Origin of the sequence: Streptomyces marokkonensis (genome assembly GCF_008312835.1) — a bacterium.
In the GTDB taxonomy this organism is placed as follows: domain Bacteria; phylum Actinomycetota; class Actinomycetes; order Streptomycetales; family Streptomycetaceae; genus Streptomyces; species Streptomyces marokkonensis_A.
In genome coordinates this window covers 69,455-87,245 of the sequence record NZ_VSKS01000022.1, presented here as the reverse complement: position 1 = coordinate 87,245, position 17,791 = coordinate 69,455, and the positions used below count along the sequence as shown (strand labels likewise).

The window sequence follows — 17,791 nt, the reverse complement described above, 5'->3', positions numbered from 1 at the left end:
CGGACACGCCCGGTGGATGCGACGCGGACGATCCGCCGGGTCCTGTGCGTGCTGCCGCTGCTGTTCGTGACCGTGATCGCGGTGCGGCACCGGTCGGTGCTGGCCGAGGGTTTCGCCCTGCTGGCGACCGCCCGGTGGCCCTGGCTGCTGGCCGCGGCGGGTGCGACCTGCCTGACCTGGGTGGCGGCCGCCTTCACCCGGCAGGGCGCGGTGGTGGAACGGCTGCCCGGACGGCGGCTGCTGGCCGCGCAGTTCGCGGCGGGCGCGGCGAACCACATGCTGCCGACGGGTCTGGGCGCGAGCGCGGTCAATCTGCGGTTCATGACGGTGTGCGGGCTGACGCCGGCCCGCTCCTCCGCCGCTCTGGCGCTGTACCTCCTCGCGGAGTCCGTCGGCCGGGTGGGGCTGCTGGCCGCCCTGCTCGTGGCGTTCCCGGGCGCACTGCGGTTCGGCTCGCTGCTGCCCGAGGGGGCGTTCGGCCCGCTGCTGCTCGCGGTCGCCGCGGTCCTGGCCGTCGCGGTGGGCGTGCTCGCGGCCGTACGGCGGCTGCGCGGGGCGGTCCGCTCGTTCCTGCGCACGGCGCTGGGCGAGGCGCGGTCGGTGCACGCCGTGCCCTCCCGGGCGCTGGCGCTGTGGGGCGGGGCGCTCGCCTTCCCCGCGTTGCAGGCGACCGCGCTGGTGCTGGTGGGCACGGCGTTCGGGCTGTCGGTGCCGCCCGCCCACATGGCGGTGGCGTATCTGGCGGCGACGGTCGCGGTGGCGCTGGTGCCCACTCCGGGCGGGCTGGGCTCGGTGGAGGCGGCGCTGGTCGTCGCGCTGGTGGCGGTGGGCGGGGCGGCCGCGCCGGCCACGGCGGTGGTGCTGGTCTTCCGGGTCGTCACGGTGTGGCTGCCGCTGCTGCCGGGGGCGTTGACACTGGGCGCGCTGGTGCGGCTGAAGGTGATCTGACCCGCGGCGCGGACGGCTCCGTTCCGGCCCGCCGAAGGCCCGGCCGGCCGGGTGGTGCCCGTGGGTGGGACGGCATGGCCGGTTCACGGACCCCTGGCCCCGGGCGTGGTACGAACTGCCCCTCGGCATACGGCAGGATGAGCGGTCGTGCCGGCTTCGGGCCAGGGCGGCGCGGCACTCGTAGACCCGTAGAACTCGAGCAGGTGACACACGTGACACGACTTCACATACGGCCGTCGGCCGGGGATTTCGCCGGAGGTGAGCGGTGACCCGCTCCCTCACCATGGACGATCTGGTGTTCGCCGGCATCGCCCTCGCCGCCGGCATCCTGGCGGCGTTCCTGCTCCGGATGCTGCTGCGCTGGCTGGGCGGGCACGCCGAACGCACCAACTGGCGCGGGGACGACGTCCTGGTGGACGCGCTGCGCATGATCGCGCCGTGGGCCGCCGTCGCGGCCGGGGCGGCCTCCGCGGCGGCGGCGCTGCCGCTGACCCGGACCGTGCAGCACAACGTCAACCAGACGCTGACCATCATGGTCATCTTCGCCGCGACCGTGTCGGCGGCCCGGGTGGTGGCGGGCCTGGTGCGCTCGGTCACCCAGTCCCGCTCCGGCGTCGCCGGGTCGGCGACCATCTTCACGAACATCACCCGGATCCTGGTCCTGGCGATCGGCTTCCTGGTGGGGCTCCAGACGCTGGGCATCTCGATCGCCCCGCTCCTCACCGCCCTCGGCGTCGGCGGTCTGGCGGTGGCCCTGGCGCTCCAGGACACGCTCGCCAACCTGTTCGCGGGCATCCACATCCTCGCCTCCAAGACCGTGCAGCCCGGCGACTACATCCGGCTGAGCAGCGGTGAAGAGGGCTACGTCGAGGACATCAACTGGCGGCAGACGACCGTCCGTGAGCTGTCCAACAACCTGGTGGTCATCCCGAACGGGCAGCTCGCCAAGACGAACATGACCAACTTCATGCGTCCCGAGCAGCAGCTGACCATCCTGGTACAGGCCGGCGTGTCGTACGACAGTGACCTGGAGGAGGTGGAGGCGGTGACGAAGGAGGTCGTCACCGAGGTGATGACCGAGATCACCGGCGCCGTGCCGGAGCACGAGCCGGCGGTGCGCTTCCACACCTTCGGCGACTCCCGCATCGGGTTCACCGTGATCCTGGGCGTGGGCGAGTTCAGCGACCAGTACCGGATCAAGCACGAGTTCATCAAGCGCCTGCACCGCCGCTACCGCCAGGAGGGCATCCGCATCCCGTCGCCCGCGCGGACGGTGGCACTCCAGCAGGGCGCGGCGCTGATCCCCCAGCAGCGGGGCGCGGAGTCCGCGCCGGACGACATGACCACGACCCGGCCGATCTGAGGACCGGGCGCGCGGCCCTGGGCGGTCCGCCTCGACGGCGCGCTCGACGCCCGTCCTGGCGGTCCGTCCCGGCGACGGGCTCATCACCGGCCTGTTTCCCGTGAGCATCCCGAGGAGCTCACGCACGCCCGGCGTGCGGCCGGGTCCGCGGGCGGCGCCGGTCAGCCTCCGCGCGTCCCCGGTGTTGTCTGCTCCGCCCAGATGACCTTGCCCTCCTTGGTGTAGCGCGTGCCCCAGCGCTCGGCGAACTGGGCCACGAGGAAGAGGCCCCGTCCGCCCTCGTCCGTGCTGGCCGCATAGCGCAGATGCGGCGAGGTGCTGCTGTGGTCGGAGACCTCGACGAAGAGCGCACGGTCGAGGACCAACCGCGCCTTGATCGGCCCTGTGGCGTGGCGCACGGCGTTGGTGATGAGTTCGCTGCAGATCAGCTCCGTGGTGAAGACGAGATCCTCCAGCTCCCACTCCATGAGCCGGGCGGAGACGGCAGCGCGTACACGGCTGACGGCGGCGGGGTCGCGCTCCACGTCCCACTCGGCGACCTGCCCCGGCCCCAGCACCCGCGTACGGGCGACGAGCAGTGCGATGTCGTCGCTCCGGAACTCGGGGAGCAGGGCGTCGAGCACGGCGTCGCAGGTCCCCTCGGGCGACGGGTCCGCGCGCGCCAGCGTCTCGCCGAGCAGCCGGAGACCGACGTCGATGTCCAGGGCGCGGCGCTCGACGAGGCCGTCCGTGAACAGGACGAGCCTGCTGCCCTCGGCCAGACTCAGCTCGGTGGCCTCGAAGGGCAGCCCGCCGATGCCCAGGGGAAGGCAGGGCGGCACGTCCAGGAACTCCACCCTCCCGTCGGGATGTACGAGCGCGGGCGGCGGGTGACCGGCGCTGGCGATGACACAGGTGCCGGACACGGAGTCGTAGACCGCGTACAGGCAGGTGGCTCCGGTGACGGTGGTCTTGTCGCCGGCCGTGATCGCGTCCTGGTCGATCAGCGTGACCAGCTCGTCGAGATGGCTGAGGAGTTCCTCCGGCGGCAGGTCCAGTGGCATGGAGAAGTTGTGCACGGCGGTGCGCAGCTGCCCCATGGTGGCCGCGGCATGCAGTCCGTGCCCGACGATGTCGCCCATGACCAGCGCCACCCTGGCGCCCGGCAGCGGGATGACGTCGAACCAGTCGCCGCCGACTGCCTGGGCGGGGAGGTATCGGGAAGCGACCTCGACGGCGTTCTGTCGGGGCAGCCCGCGGGGCAGCAGCCTCCGCTGCAGCGCCACGGCCAAGCCGTGCTCGCGGGTGTAGCGGCGCGCGTTGTCGACGGAGACGGAGGCCCGGGTGGCCAGTTCGGCCGCGAGGGAGAGGTCGTCCTGGTCGAAGGGCTCGGGCTTCTCGGAACGCCAGAAGTGGACCATGCCCAGCAGCACGCCGCGGGCGGACAGCGGCGCCGTGATGAGCGAATGGATCCCGTAGTCGATGACACGGGAGCCCCGCGCGGGGTCGAGGTCCACTTCCCGCCACTGCGTGGAATCACGCAGATGCGGCACCAGGACCGCCACGCCGCTCTCGACGGCGCGGGCCTGTGGGGAGGACGGCGAGAACGTCAACCGGTCGCCGACGGCGAACAGGGGGGCGTCGTCGCGGATGCCGCTGACGGCCGCGCGCTGCATCCGCTTGATGCCGGTGCTGGTGCCGTCCGCCCCCAGTTCCTCCTCGCGCAGCACGGACTCGGCCAGGTCGACGGTGACGTAGTCGGCGAAGCGCGGAACCGCGACCTGCGCCAGCTCTTCGGCTGTACGGGTCACGTCCAGCGTGGTGCCGATGCCGCCGGTCGCGTCGTAGAGCAACTTCAGTCGCCACCGGACCAGCTCGACCCTCTGTGACGCCTCTCCGATCATCTGCATCACTTCTTCGGTGCCGACCTCCTCCTCTCCGGCGACCGCGGCGACCGCGAGCCGCGCGGACGCGGCGCCCACCGAACCGGCGAGCTGGGCCTCCACGTGGTGGACCAGCTCCGGCGGCGCTTCGGCTGCCGGTGAGTCGGGTCTCCTTCCGGGGGAGGAGCGCAACACGCGCTGGGCGCCCTCCGGCCCCAGGAAGCGCTCCAGCAGGGTCTGCAGCTCGCCGACCGTGGCACGGACCTGCCAGCGTCGCTCCCTGATCGGTTCCTCGAGGACCTCGATGAACTGCACCGCCTGCGCCCGCTCCGCAGCGCCCGGTCGGTCCGCGAGCGAGACGACGACATACCCGCCGACGTTCACCAGCGCACTCCAGAACATCGCATGACTGATCGGGTCCATCGCCGGCATGCCGAACAACTGCTCCGGCCGAAGCAGCCCGATGCCGAGCGGGCCTTCCCGCAAGAACGCGGCAGACAGCAGCCCGGCATCGGCGAAGGTCGGCAGCACCAGGGTGTACGCCCACACGACGAACCCCGCCACCAGGCCGGCCAGGACGCCCCGGCGGGTTCCCCCCTTCCAGAACAGGCCGCCCAGGATGGCGGGTGCGAACTGTGCCACAGCCGCGAACGACACCAGGCCGATCGACACCAGTGCCGTCTCCCCGCCCGCGACCCGGAAGTACCCGTAGCCGAGCAGCAGGATCAGCATGATGGCGGCCCGGCGGATGCCCAGCACCAGCCCGGCGAGGTTGTCCCGGTGCGCCAGCCTGGACTTGCTGCGCAGCAGCAGCGGCATCACGAGTGAGTTCGACACCATGGTGCTGAGCGCGATCGTCTCGACGATGATCATGCTGGTGGCCGCGCTGAGGCCACCGATGAAGACGAACAGCGCGAGTGCCTCCTGGCCTCCGGCCATCGGCAGGGTCAGCACAAAGGTGTCGGCGTCGGCCCCCGTCCCGAACCGCAGAAGCCCGCCGGCCGCGATCGGAAGAACGAAGACACTGATCACGAGCAGGTACAGCGGGAACAGCCACAGCACCCGTTTGAGGTGCCTCTCGTCGACGTTCTCGACCACGCTGATCTGCCACTGGCGGGGCAGCAGCACGATCGCCAGCATGGACAGCACCAACAGCCAGACCCAGGAGCCGTAGCCGGTCTGCCCGTGCAGCGTGAACAGCGTGGTGTGGCCGGCGTCCGCGGCCCGGGAGAACAGGTCGTCGAACCCCCCGAACATCCAGAAGACCACGAAGATCCCGACGGAGAGGAACGCCACGAGCTTGACCACGGACTCGAACGCGATGGCGGCGACCATGCCCTCGTGGCGTTCGGTGGCGTCCAGATGACGGGTGCCGAAGAGGATGGTGAACGCGGCCAGCACCAGCGCCGCGTACAGCCCGGTGTCCTGCAGCACCGGGATATGGCTCAGTTCCGCGGCGGAGGTGATCTCGGGGTGGCGCCGAAGGGTCGCGAAGGTGATGGAGACCGCCTTCAGCTGCAGTGAGATGTAGGGAATGACCCCCACCACGGCGATGATCGTCACCAGAGCGCCCAGTGCGGTGCTCTTGCCGTAGCGGGCGGAGACGAAGTCGGCCAGCGAGGTGACCCGGTGCCGGCGGCTGATCCGGATGATTCTTCGCAGCACCAGCCAGCCCAGCGCGAGCATGATCGTCGGCCCCAGGTAGATCGGCAGGAAGCCGACTCCGGCCCTGGCGGCCCATCCCACGCTGCCGTAGTACGTCCACGAGGTGGCGTACACGCCGAAGGACAGCGCGTAGACCGTGGCATTGTTGATGATGCTCCGGCCGGAATCCGCCCGCCGGTCACCGTAGTAGGCCACGGCGAAGAGCAGGCCGAGGTACGCGGCCGAGACGGCGACGACGAACCAGGTCTGGAGCACTGCCTACCTCGATCTGCCGCCGATCACGGCGACCAGGCCGATCATGATCGCCCACACGAGAAACAGGTAGGCCGCGAGGACGGGGACGCCGAACACCTGGCCCACTCGATCGAACCGCGCCAAGAACGGCGGAATGATCAGCACGAACCCCAGCACCGCTACCGCCGTCAGGCGCCGACCGAGCTGCTCGTCGTCCCGCGACTCCGCCATGAGTCGCCTCCACATCCACGTCACACACCGTGACGTACGCCTACATGGTGGTCATGTCACACCGCGGCCTCGATCGGTGCCGCGGTGACGCGCACTCCGCTCAGTTCAACACGGCACCGGGACGCCCGCTACCTCGCTGAACCGGCACTCCCATCACCCGCTGCGCACGACAGACAGCCGGTCGGCGGGTGGGTGACGCGGCGTTCCGGAACCGTCGGCGGAGGCTTCCGGTATGCGGCGCGCCGGTGGACCGGGCGGGCGCGGCTCCTCGTGCCGGTTCGACAGGCGAGGCCGTCGTCTGTTCACGCTGCGGCTGTCGTACTCCGGCAAGGCCGAACACAGCGTGGTGGTGTCGCTGACGGCCCGACGGGCCGTGCCCGGGGACAAGCGGCCTCTGCCCCCTGTCGAGCCGGGGGCCGTCACAAGATATCTTGATGTCGAGCAATGTTGCAGACGTGGAGCGGAGCACCCGGTGACTGACTCGACCATCATCTATACGCACACTGACGAGGCCCCGGCCTTGGCGACGTATTCCTTCCTGCCGGTGGTCCAGGCGTACGCCTCGCAGGCGGGTGTCGCCGTGGAGACGCGGGACATCTCGCTGGCCGGGCGCATCATCGCCCTGTTCCCGGAGTACCTGACCGAGGACCAGCGCATCCCGGACGCCCTCGCCGAGCTCGGTGAGCTGGCGAAGACACCCGCGGCCAACATCATCAAGCTGCCGAACATCTCGGCGTCGATCCCGCAGCTCAAGGCCGCGGTCGCCGAGCTCCAGGGCCAGGGCTACGCGCTGCCGGACTACCCGGACGACCCGCAGAGCGACGAGGAGCGCGAGGTCCGCGCCCGTTACGACAAGATCAAGGGTTCGGCCGTGAACCCGGTCCTGCGCGAGGGCAACTCCGACCGCCGCGCCCCCGCTTCGGTGAAGAACTACGCCAAGGCCCACCCGCACCGCATGGGCGCCTGGACCGCCGAGTCGAAGACCAACGTCGCCACCATGGGCGCGGACGACTTCCGCTCCACCGAGAAGTCGGTCGTCATCGCCGAGGACGGCGCGCTGCGCATCGAGCTCAAGGGCGACGACGGCACCACCACCGTGCTGCGGGAGTCCGTACCCGTCCTCAAGGGCGAGGTCGTCGACGCCTCCGTGATGCGCGTCGCCGCGCTGCGCGAGTTCCTGACCGCGCAGGTCGCCCGCGCCAAGCAGGAGGGCGTGCTGTTCTCGGTGCACCTCAAGGCCACGATGATGAAGGTCTCCGACCCGATCGTGTTCGGCCACGTGGTGCGCGCCTTCTTCCCGAAGACGTTCGCCCAGTACGGCGACAAGCTCGCCGCTGCCGGCCTCACCCCGAACGACGGTCTGGGCGGCATCTACAAGGGCCTGGAGTCGCTGCCCGAGGGCGCCGAGATCAAGGCGTCCTTCGACGCCGAGCTCGCCGAGGGCCCGGAGCTGGCGATGGTCGACTCCGACAAGGGCATCACCAACCTGCACGTCCCCTCGGACGTCATCGTCGACGCCTCCATGCCGGCCATGATCCGCACCTCGGGCCACATGTGGGGCCCGGACGGCCAGGAGGCCGACACCCTCGCGGTGCTGCCGGACTCCAGCTACGCCGGTGTCTACCAGGTCGTGATCGAGGACTGCCGTGCCAACGGCGCCTACGACCCGTCCACCATGGGTTCGGTCCCGAACGTCGGTCTGATGGCGCAGAAGGCCGAGGAGTACGGCAGCCACGACAAGACCTTCGAGATCCCCACCACGGGCACGGTCCGCCTGGTCGACGGCAACGGCGACGCCGTCATCGAGCAGGCCGTCTCCGCCGGTGACATCTTCCGCGCCTGCCAGACCAAGGACGCCCCGATCCGCGACTGGGTGAAGCTGGCCGTCACCCGTGCCCGCGCCACCGGCGACCCGGCGGTGTTCTGGCTGGACGCCACCCGCGCGCACGACGCCAACCTGATCGCCAAGGTCGAGCAGTACCTGCCGGAGCACGACACCGAGGGCCTGGACATCCGCGTCCTGTCCCCCGTCGAGGCGACCAGGCTGTCGGTGGAGCGCATCCGCCGAGGCGAGAACACGATCTCGGTCACCGGCAACGTGCTGCGCGACTACCTCACCGACCTCTTCCCCATCCTGGAGCTGGGCACCAGCGCCAAGATGCTGTCGGTGGTCCCGCTGATGGCGGGCGGCGGCCTGTTCGAGACCGGCGCGGGCGGCTCGGCGCCGAAGCACGTGCAGCAGCTGGTCAAGGAGAACTACCTGCGCTGGGACTCGCTCGGTGAGTTCTTCGCGCTGGTGCCGTCGCTGGAGCAGTACGCCGAGACCACGGGCAACGCCCGTGCCAAGGTCCTCGCCGACACCCTCGACCGCGCCACGGCGACGTTCCTCAACGAGGACAAGTCCCCGACGCGCCGCGTCGGCGGCATCGACAACCGCGGCAGCCACTTCTACCTGTCCCTGTACTGGGCGCAGGAGCTGGCCGCGCAGACCGAGGACGCGGACCTGGCGAAGGCCTTCGCCGCGCTCGCCGAGACGCTCGCCGCCAACGAGGCGAAGATCGTCGAGGAGCTGAACGCGGTACAGGGCAAGCCGGCCGAGATCGGCGGCTACTACCAGCCCGACCCGGCCAGGGCGGCCGAGGTCATGCGCCCGTCCACGACGTGGAACGAGGCACTGGCGTCCCTGAGCTGACCCGCGCAGTACTCGTGCTCCGCCCCGGCCGGCGATACGCCCGGCCGGGGCGGAGCCGTATCCGCCGGCAGGGCGGCTCACCACTCGCGTGGGGCGACCAGCTCCTCGGCATCGGCGTCCGCGAAGCCGTAGACGCGGGCGACGAACCAGAACTCCTCGGCGATCGCCTCCCGGGCCACCGTCTCGATCTCGCTGCCGGCCGCCTCGAACGCGGCCTCGAGTTCGTTGAACTCCTCCGTGGCGGCATGGGTCAGGGCGTAGAGCGCGGTGAGGTCCGCGGGCTGGTCCGCCTCGATGCGTTCGCACAGGGCGAGCAGCACGGCCCTGCCCAGGTCCACGACGTGGTCGGGGTAATAGGCGTCCCGGTACAGCGCCCGCAGGAACGGATGGGCTGCGACGTGCTCGTTGCTGATCGGCATGAAGGGCTTCGGTCCTCGGGCGTTGTCAGTGGCATGTGGCACCTTGATCCTTCCGTACACCACTGACAACGCACCGGAGCAGCCGTATGACCGACGTCCCGCCGTCCTACGAGTTCCTCGCCGGCCACCCTGACTCCCCCGTGATCCTCCACGTCCCGCACTCCGCGCGGGAGATACCGGCCGGCGTGCGGTCCGGGATCGAGCTGGACGACGCCTCGCTGGAGTGCGAACTGGACCACATCACGGACGCGCACACCGCGTCGGTCGCCGAGGCCGCGGCCCGGGCGGCCGGTGTCACGCCGTGGCGGTTCGTGAACCGGCTGTCGCGGCTGGTCGTCGATCCGGAGCGGTTCCCGGACGAGCGGGAGGAGATGCTGGCCGTCGGCATGGGCGCGGTCTACACGCGGACCACGCACAAGGAGGTGCTGCGGCCCGACGGGTTCGACGCGGAGCCGCTGATCGAGCGGTACTTCCGGCCGTACGCGCGGGCGATGACGGAGGCCGTCGCCGGCCGGCTCGCGGCGACCGGGCGGGCCGTGATCATCGACGTGCACTCGTATCCGAGCGTGCCGCTGCCCTACGAACTGCACGGCGAGGGGCCGCGGCCGGAGGTGTGCCTGGGCACCGACTCCTTCCACACGCCGCCCGGGCTGCTCGACGCCGCACGCGAGGCGTTCGCGCCGTGCGGGCGGACCGGGCTGGACAGCCCGTTCGCCGGTACGTACGTCCCGCTGGAGTTCTACGGCAAGCGGGCCGAGGTGTCCGCGCTGATGGTGGAGATCCGCCGCGACACCTACATGACCGAGCCGGGCGGTCCCGCGGGACCGGGCCTGCGCGGGCTCGCCTCGGCACTCGCCACCCTGATCGACGCGGCCACCCGCTGACGCCGCCGCCAGGGCCGCAGGGCCCCGGAAAATGCCACCCCGACCCGGCGGAAATCAGCCCCTGCGGCGTTCGAGGAGCGGGGGTCCGGGGGCGGCGCCCCCCGGGGACGGGACGGGTAGGGGCGGCGGGGGCGGAGAACCGGGCCCGGCACAGCGGCGGCTGCCGGTCCGCCGCGCAGGGCTCCCGCAGGGCCGGGAGTCCGTGGCAGGGGCGCGGTCGAACCCCCGGCCACTCCGGGCCATGCCCGGCTCGTGTCCCGCGCGGTCGGGCCGAGGACCCGGAAAGGGCCTCCCCGCCCGGAGGGGTCACGCGCGCAGCCACTCCGTGACCACCACGTCGTCGCCGGTGCGCAGGCGCAGCGCGAACGGGCCGGAGGGTGCGGTGTCGGCGGTGAAGCGGCCCATGTCGTCGGCGGTGAGCGCGGCGGTCGGATGCGGGCCGCCGAGCAGCTCGATGCGGGCGGGCCGGGGCGGAAGCACCTGGCCGATCAGCCCCTGGGCGGTCACCTCGACGTCCAGCGTCACCTCGCCGGCGGTGAACGTCAGCATGCGCGGCGCGTCCGTCGCCCCCCTGACCGGGATCGCGTCGACCAGCGAGTCGAAGGTCAGTTCGGCCACGCGGGCGTCGAGGTCGTGCAGCGCGTAGGCGTCGACGGCGCTCTGCAGCAGCGCCGGGGGCAGCGGGTCCAGGACCGCGGCCGCCTGCCGGAGCTCCTCCTCCAGCAGCCCGGTGTCGAAGTCGTCGTCGAACTCCGTGCCGTCGTTCGTGCCGTCCCTGTCGCTCACGCCGCCCCCCGTGCCTCGAGCCGGGCCCGCAGCCGGCGCAGACAGCGCTGGCGCAGCGGTCCGATGCTGCCCACCGCGATGTCGAGCGCGGCGGACACCTCCTGATAGCTGGGCGGCGGCGAGGCGATCAGCACGCGCAGCAACTGCCTGCACCGCTCGCCCAGTTCCTCGAACTCCTGCCACAGCCGCCGCACGCGTTCGCTCTGCGCGGCCGCCTCCTCCGCCTCCAGCAGCGACTGCTCCGGCGTGCCGTCCTCGCTGACCCGGTCCAGCAGGTGCGGATCGTCGGTCAGCGTCAGCCGGCGCGCGTTCCTGTGCACCTTCAGGCACTCGTGCCGCGCGGTACTTGCCAGCCAGGAGCCCGCCTTCTCCGGTTCCCGCAGCCGCCCCAGGTGCTGGGCGAAGCGGAACCACACGGTCTGGTAGACCTCGTGCGCGTCGGCGTCGGAGAGCCGGTGCGCGCGCACCACGGACCACACCAGGGGGCCCAGCCCTTCCACGATCGCCTTCCAGGCCGCCGCGTCACCGTCGACAGCGGACCGGACCAACGCGCCGACTTCACTACGCTCCACGGTCCCACCCCTCGTGTACGGCACGTCATGGTACGCCGCGGCGGGGACGGCTCCGGTCCTCATGCCCGGGCCGGGGGTGGTGAGACCTGCGTGGGACGCCAGGTGGGCGGAAGGAGCGCCGGGACGTGCGCCCCGCGCACTTCGGCGAACTCGGTGGTCGCGTCCATCACTTGCCGGCGCGCCTTGCGCGGGTCGGTCTCCGCCTGCGCGGTCATGTGGGCGGCGATCATGCCGACGGCGACGGGGGTGGCGAACGAGGTCCCGCTCCACTGGGCGAGCCCTTCGAACATCACCTGGTCCGGTTTGCCCGAACCTCCCTCCTCGCTCAGTACGCCGGTGTGGCGCGGGTGGTGGCAGGTGCAGGCGTAGGTGAAGCCGTAGCGGCAGGCGTCGTAGGTGGAGTGCTGGTACACGTACGGTACGGGGCTGTCGAAGCCGGTGAGGGCACTGACGAGACGCTCGCCGGGGGCGTAGGCCTTCACCCAGCCGCCGTGGTTGCTGAAGCAGGCGCCGAACTCGCCGTCCCCGCGCAGCGCGCCGACGGACAGCACGGCGTTCTCGTAGCCGGGGAGGTCGGCGTACGCGGCCGGCCAGAAGGGTGTGGCGCTGCCGTTGTTGCCGGCCGCGGCGACCAGCAGGGTGGGCCGCCCGCGCAGTTCCCGCATGAAGGCGTCGACGCCGAGGAGACCGTCGGTACGGCCGTTGGAGGTGCCGGCGGAGAGGCTGATGACGTCGGGCCAGCCGTCCCGGTCGACGGCCTCGAAGAGCTTCTCGCCGAACTCGGACTCCAGGATCGCGCCGGCGTCGTTGAGCGTGCCCCGGACGGTGATGTCGGTGTTGGGGGCGACGGCGGCGACGAGCCCGGCGATGAACGTGCCGTGGCCGCAGTACTGCTGGAGGATCCCGTCGTCGTCGCACTCCGCGACCTGGGCGTCGCCGCGGGTGTGGGCGAGCAGCGGGTAGGAGCGGTGGTCGTGCATGAGGCCGGTGTCGATGACGAGGACGCCGACGGCGCTCTCCGGGTCGTGGGCCGCATCGGCGACGGCCGGGTTGGGCCGGCCGCCGGGCGCCACGGGCACGGGCTCGTCGCCCGGGCAGGCGTTGACCGCGATGGACACCACGTGATTGCGGCTGATCAGCCGGCGCCCGGCCCGGCCCTCGGTCGCGGAGAGCGCCCGCAGCGCTCCCGCGACGGCCGGGTCGCCGCCGCCGTCGCCCTCGCCGGGGTCGGCGACCCGGATCCGGGTGATGCCGGAGCGGTTGGTCTCCGGGCTCGCGCGGCGCACATGGTCCGGGGTGAGCCCGGCGAAGGTGGTGAAGTGCTGTCGCACGGCGTCCTCGACGACGCGGGCCTCCTCTCCGTCGCGGGCGAGGACGACACCCTTCTCGTAGAGGAACTCGCCCGCGTCGTCCGGTCCCACCGCCAGGGGGACGTCGGGCATCGAGCGCTGGATCTGTGTGAACTGCTCACGGAATCTCTGTGGTGCCATGGCATGTCCTCCACTCGGGCGACGGCGACCGGAGCCGCGGAGCTGTCGTGATACAGAGCCGCGGGACGGGCATTTGATACAACGTCGAACCTGTGGGGCGTGGTTGCGGACCACTACCATCGTGGGGTGACAGCGGGAAGCGACACGGTGCTGGAACTGCTGCCGATGGTGTTCGCCGCCCCGGGTGAGGCGCTGGCGAGGGCGGAAGAGGTCCTGGGTGACCGTCCCGCGCCGCTGCACGCCTCCGTCGCCCATCAGGTGATCGGCATCTGGCAGCGGGACTTCGGCGACATGCGGCTCGCCCTGAGCCATCTGCGGCGGGCCAGGGCCTGGGCGGCGCGCGCCGACTCCGCCGAGCGGGAGGCGGACGTCCTCGCCACGCTCGGGGTCGCGCTGGTGCACGCGGGGCGTACCCGGCAGGGCCTGGACGCGCTGCGGCGGGGCGTCGAGCGCGGTACCGGGCACACCCGCGCGAGGGTGCTGTTCCGGCGGGCGTACTCGTGGTGGGTGCTGGGCCACCACAGGGAGGCGCTGGAGGACGTACGGCGGGCGATTCCCGTACTGCGGCAGGCCGACGACGTGATCTGGACGGCGCGGGCGCTGACACTGCGGGCGACGGTGCATCTGGCGCTCGGCGCGGTGGAGCGGGCGGACGCCGACTTCACGGCGGCGGAGACCCTGTGGGACACCACCGGCCAGGAACACGACAAGGCGGACGCCGTGGAGAGCCGGGGGCTGGCCGCGTTCCGCTCGGGCGACGTCCCGGCGGCACTGCGGCTGCTCGACGAGGCGGAGGAGCGGTACGCCAAGCTGGGCACGCCGACGTTCATGCTGAACATCCGGCGCTGCGAGGTGCTGATGGCCGCGGGGCTGGCCGCGGAGGCGCTGGCCGAGGCGGACGCGGCGATCCGGGCCCTGGACGGGATCGGCGGGCAGTCGACGCGCAAGGCGGAACTGCTGCTGGCCGCCGCGCGGGCGGCGCGGCTGGCGGACGAGCCGCAGACGGCGATCGCGCGCGCGGCACTGGCCGTGCGCCTGTTCGCGGGACAGCGGCGCACCTGGTGGGAGACGCACGCCCGGCTGGTGCTGATCGGGGCGAGGCACGCGGCCGGGCGCGGGTCGGGCCGGCTGGTCGCGGACGCGGCGGCGGTGGCGGAGAAGCTGGTCGCGCTCGGTGCCCCGGCCGCTCCCGAGGCGTCGCTGCTGGCGGGCCGGATCGCGCTGGACCTCGGCTGGACGGCGGACGCGGAGCGGCACTTGGCGGTGGCCGCGCGCAGCAGGCGCGGCGGTCCTCCGCTCGCGCGGATGACGGGCTGGGCGGCGCAGGCGCTGCGCGCGCAGGCCGCCGGTTCCGCGCGCGGTGTGCTGGAGGCCTGCCGACGGGGGCTGGACGTGCTGGACGACCACCGGATGACGCTCGGGGCCTCGGAGTTGCGGGCCCGCGCCACGGCGCAGGGCGCGGAACTGGCCGCCCTCGCGCAGCAGGCCAGTCTCGTCTCCGGCGGGCCGCGACAACTGCTGGTGTGGAGCGAACGCTGGCGGGCCACCGCGCTGTCCGCACCGCCCACCCGGCCGCCGGCCGACCCGGCGCTGCTCAGCGGCATGACCGCCTACCGGGAGATCGCCGCCCGCGCGGAGGAGGCCCGTATGGAGGGCAAGCCCGTGCCTGCCCTGGAGCGGGAACAGCGGCGCCTGGAACGCGAGATCCGCTCCCGGACGCTTCACATGCGCGGTGAGGCTCCCGACGGCGGTGACCGTTTCGACGTCGGCCGGCTGCTCGCGCGGCTGCGCGACGGCGGCGACGGGCAGCTGGTGGAACTCGCCGTGCTCGACGGACGGGTGCAGGTGCTGCTGTGCGGGCGGGGCAGGGTGCGGCGGTTCGAGGCGGGGCTGCTGGCGGCCGCGGAGACCGAGGCCGAGCACGTGCAGGCGGGGCTGCGGCGGCTGGCCCATCCGGGGGCGGACTCCCGGCTGCCGGTGGTGGAGGCGGCGGGCCGCCGGCTGGAGGAGCTGCTGCTGGGCCCGGCCGCGGCCCATCTCGGGGACGGCCCGGTGGTGATCGTGCCGCCGGGGCGGCTGCACCGGGTGCCGTGGGCGCTGCTGCCCTCGCTGCGGGAGCGGGTGCTGAGCGTGTCGCCGTCGGCGAGCAGCTGGCTGCGCGCGAAGGAGACCGCGCCGCCGCGCGGGGGCCGCCAGGTGCTGGTGCGCGGGCCGGGTCTCGCGACGGGCGGCGCGGAGGTGTCCGTGCTGGCGGGCCGCTACGGCGGTGCGACGGTCCTGGAGTACGAGGACGCGACGGTGCCGCGGGTGCTGACGGAGCTGGACGGGGCGGCGCTGGCGCACATCGCGGCGCACGGCGCGTTCCGCGCGGACGGCCCGCTGTTCTCCTCGCTGCGGATGACCGACGGGCCGCTGATCGTGCACGACTTCGAGCGGCTGGACCGCAGCCCCTACCGGATCATCCTGTCCTGCTGCGACACCGCCCGGTTCGCCACGGTGGGAGCCGACGAACTTCTCGGCCTGGTCACGGCGTTGCTGCCACTGGGCACGGCGGGGGTGGTGGCGTGCAGTGCCCCCGTCAACGACGCGGCGGTCGTGCCGCTGATGCTCGCCCTGCACGAGGGTCTCGACACCGGTCTCTCCTTGGCCCAGGCGCTGCGTGACGCCCGCGCCTCGCTCCCGGCGGACGCGCTGCACCGGGCGACGGGGTGGGCCTTCACCGCCTTCGGGGCGGCCTGACCCCCGCGGGCGGGCAGTTGACCGTCGTGGGCGACTGTCGGTCCTCCGTGGTTGCCCGCGCGGTTCCCCGCACCCCTTGATGGATGGTGCGGCCGGCCCACCTCCAGGGGCGCGGGGAACCGCGCGACCAGCCACCGACCGCCCGCGGCCAACGACGAAACGGCACCGCCCGAGCTGTCAGGCCACCACCACCGCGCGGCGGCCGGAATGGCCCAGCCGCGTGTACGCGGCGTACAGGTGATTGCCGACCGTACGGACGGAGAGGGTGAGCCGCTCCGCGATCTGGCGATTGCTCAGCCCCGCCGCGGCGAGTGTGACGATCTGCCGTTGACGGGCGGTGAGTTCACCGAGGACGAGGCCGGCGAGGGCCGGTGTACGGGCGTCCTCGCAGCGGCGTGCGAGAGCGACCGCGCGCGTGCGGGCGGTGCGGGCGGCGAGCGGTTCCCGGTGGACGGACACGGCCTGGGCGTGGGCCTCGGCGGCGAACAGCAGGAAGCCGCGCCGCCGCAGTTCCTCGGCCACCCGGTCCAGGGCGGGTCCGTCTCCCCGTGCGAGGGCGTCGGCGTGGTCGGCGAAGACTCCGGTGAGCCGGCCGGCGGCCCGTTCGGGGGCGCCGAGGCGTACCGCGTCGTACGGGTCCCGGCCCGGCTGAGGGACCCCGTCGGCGCGGACGAGTTCCTCCCGGCAGGAGGTGTCGTCGGGGTCACCGTGCAGCCCCTCGAGCGCCCACGCGGCGGCCTCCCGCAGTTCCCCGCGCAGCCGCGCGCAGCGGGCGCGCACGGCCGCGTACCCGGCCGGGACCGGCGCCCCCTCCCCCACGAGCCAGTCCCCCACCGGCGCGGGGACCGTCGCCACGTCCGCCCGTGCGATCCGCCGGGTCAGCTCCGCCGACTCGGCGTCCAGGGCGGGGATGTGATCCTCGGGCGGGCGGGCGAGCCGGCGGGCGCGCAGCCGGCCCGCCGCGGCACGCAGGACGGGGCCGTGCAGGGGGTGGGCCAGACGGACGCGGTCGTGGTCGTCGACGTGGACCAGGCCGTCGGCCTCCAGGTGTTCCAGGGCGGTGAGGTCGAGGTCGTCCGCGTCGAGCGGCAGGGGTTCGGCGAAGGCGAGCCGGTCGAGCGTCTCGCGCTCCTCACCCCGGGGGCGGTCCAGGAGGCGGGCGGCGCGTTCGCGTACCGCCGGGGTCAGCGGTACGGGGCCCCGCCACCTCCAGGCACCCGGGACGCCGGTGGCCCGGCCGGGCCGTACCGCGTCCACGAGTTCCCGCAGCAGCCGCAGGTCCCCGTCGCACAGGCGGTGCAGCCGGTTCGCGGTGAGCGGTTCCGGGGTGCCGCCCGCGTCCGCCGGGAGCAGCCGCGCGGTCTCCTCGCGGGGCAGCGGTGCCAGTGCCAGCCGGGGCAGCAGCTCCCCGGTCCACAGCCGGGACACGGCGGCGGGTACCGGCTCGTCGTCGGTGACCACGACCAGCAGCCGGGTACGTCCGTGCGCGGCGAGCTGGTGGACCAGCGCGGCGGAGGCGTCGTCGAGCAGATGGGCGTCGTCGATCAGCAGGGTCCGCACCCCGGAGAGGTGGTGCAGCGCGCGGTGCAGGGTGACGGGCTCGGGCAGCAGCGGGGCGAAGGCGGCGAAGGGGAGGTGCCGGCTCCGCGGCGTCCCCGTGACACGGAGGCAGTCGGTGCCGCGCACGGCCTCGGTGACGAGCCGGGTCTTGCCCCGGCCCGCCGGGCCCGTCACCACGACGCCGCGTCGTGCGCCGCTCAGGGACCGCCGTACCACGTCGAGTTCGTCCTCCCGGCCGGTGAACGGCCAGGGCTGCCGCGGTGCCGCCGCGTCCGTCGTGTGCGTCCGGTGCGTCCCGCAGGGCCCGGTGGTGTCCCGTCGTGAAGTCGTCACGCGAACAGGAGCG

The 17,791-nt window shown here is 73.0% G+C and carries 12 protein-coding genes; 5 read left to right on the top strand and 7 right to left on the bottom strand.

The genetic code is table 11. The features are described 5' to 3' along the window. Positions 1-48: 48 nt before the first annotated feature. Both F1615_RS29690 and F1615_RS29685 read left to right on the top strand, forming a co-directional pair. A complete protein-coding gene (locus F1615_RS29690) occupies positions 49-948 on the top strand; it encodes a lysylphosphatidylglycerol synthase domain-containing protein (RefSeq protein ID WP_149552181.1) in 900 nt (299 codons plus the stop codon). 265 nt (positions 949-1,213) lie between these two features. Continuing rightward, positions 1,214-2,311 (top strand): mechanosensitive ion channel family protein, encoded by a 1,098-nt coding sequence (locus tag F1615_RS29685; protein WP_149552136.1) that lies wholly within the window; start codon positions 1,214-1,216, stop codon positions 2,309-2,311. 161 nt (positions 2,312-2,472) lie between these two features. On the opposite strand, the gene F1615_RS37195 is transcribed toward F1615_RS29685, so the two are convergent. Then, complete coding sequence (locus F1615_RS37195) at positions 2,473-6,093, bottom strand: SpoIIE family protein phosphatase (protein ID WP_425385667.1); 3,621 nt, start codon at positions 6,091-6,093, stop codon at positions 2,473-2,475. A gap of 3 nt (positions 6,094-6,096) precedes the next feature. After that, positions 6,097-6,303 (bottom strand): hypothetical protein, encoded by a 207-nt coding sequence (locus F1615_RS29675; protein WP_149552135.1) that lies wholly within the window; start codon positions 6,301-6,303, stop codon positions 6,097-6,099. Positions 6,304-6,775: 472 nt separating this feature from the next. On the opposite strand from F1615_RS29675, the gene F1615_RS29670 reads away from it, so the two are divergent. Then, positions 6,776-8,995, top strand: a complete 2,220-nt coding sequence (locus tag F1615_RS29670) for an NADP-dependent isocitrate dehydrogenase (protein ID WP_149552134.1) — start codon at positions 6,776-6,778, stop codon at positions 8,993-8,995. 77 nt (positions 8,996-9,072) lie between these two features. Here the strand turns inward: F1615_RS29670 and F1615_RS29665 are convergent, their stop codons facing one another. After that, positions 9,073-9,414: a DUF5713 family protein gene (locus F1615_RS29665; protein WP_149552133.1), complete on the bottom strand. Its 342-nt coding sequence runs from the start codon at positions 9,412-9,414 to the stop codon at positions 9,073-9,075. A gap of 86 nt (positions 9,415-9,500) precedes the next feature. Here F1615_RS29665 and F1615_RS29660 point away from each other — a divergent pair, with 86 nt between their 5' ends. Continuing rightward, positions 9,501-10,298: an N-formylglutamate amidohydrolase gene (locus F1615_RS29660; RefSeq protein WP_149552132.1), complete on the top strand. Its 798-nt coding sequence runs from the start codon at positions 9,501-9,503 to the stop codon at positions 10,296-10,298. A gap of 306 nt (positions 10,299-10,604) precedes the next feature. Here F1615_RS29660 and F1615_RS29650 read toward each other — a convergent pair whose 3' ends face one another. The 3 genes from F1615_RS29650 to F1615_RS29640 are packed head-to-tail and all read right to left on the bottom strand — an operon-like array spanning position 10,605 to position 13,146. Next, on the bottom strand, positions 10,605-11,084 hold the full coding sequence (locus F1615_RS29650; RefSeq protein ID WP_149552130.1) for a hypothetical protein: 480 nt from the start codon (positions 11,082-11,084) through the stop codon (positions 10,605-10,607). Beyond that, positions 11,081-11,656 (bottom strand): RNA polymerase sigma factor, encoded by a 576-nt coding sequence (locus F1615_RS29645; RefSeq protein WP_149552129.1) that lies wholly within the window; start codon positions 11,654-11,656, stop codon positions 11,081-11,083. The genes F1615_RS29650 and F1615_RS29645 overlap by 4 nt, the downstream gene beginning before the upstream one ends. 59 nt (positions 11,657-11,715) lie before the next feature. After that, a complete protein-coding gene (locus F1615_RS29640; RefSeq protein WP_149552128.1) occupies positions 11,716-13,146 on the bottom strand; it encodes a S8/S53 family peptidase in 1,431 nt (476 codons plus the stop codon). Positions 13,147-13,311: 165 nt separating this feature from the next. Between F1615_RS29640 and F1615_RS29635 the strand changes: the two genes are divergently transcribed. Further along, on the top strand, positions 13,312-15,885 hold the full coding sequence (locus F1615_RS29635; RefSeq protein ID WP_149552179.1) for a CHAT domain-containing protein: 2,574 nt from the start codon (positions 13,312-13,314) through the stop codon (positions 15,883-15,885). Between the two features lie 177 nt (positions 15,886-16,062). Here F1615_RS29635 and F1615_RS29630 read toward each other — a convergent pair whose 3' ends face one another. Continuing rightward, complete coding sequence (locus F1615_RS29630; protein WP_149552127.1) at positions 16,063-17,778, bottom strand: LuxR family transcriptional regulator; 1,716 nt, start codon at positions 17,776-17,778, stop codon at positions 16,063-16,065. Positions 17,779-17,791: the final 13 nt, after the last annotated feature.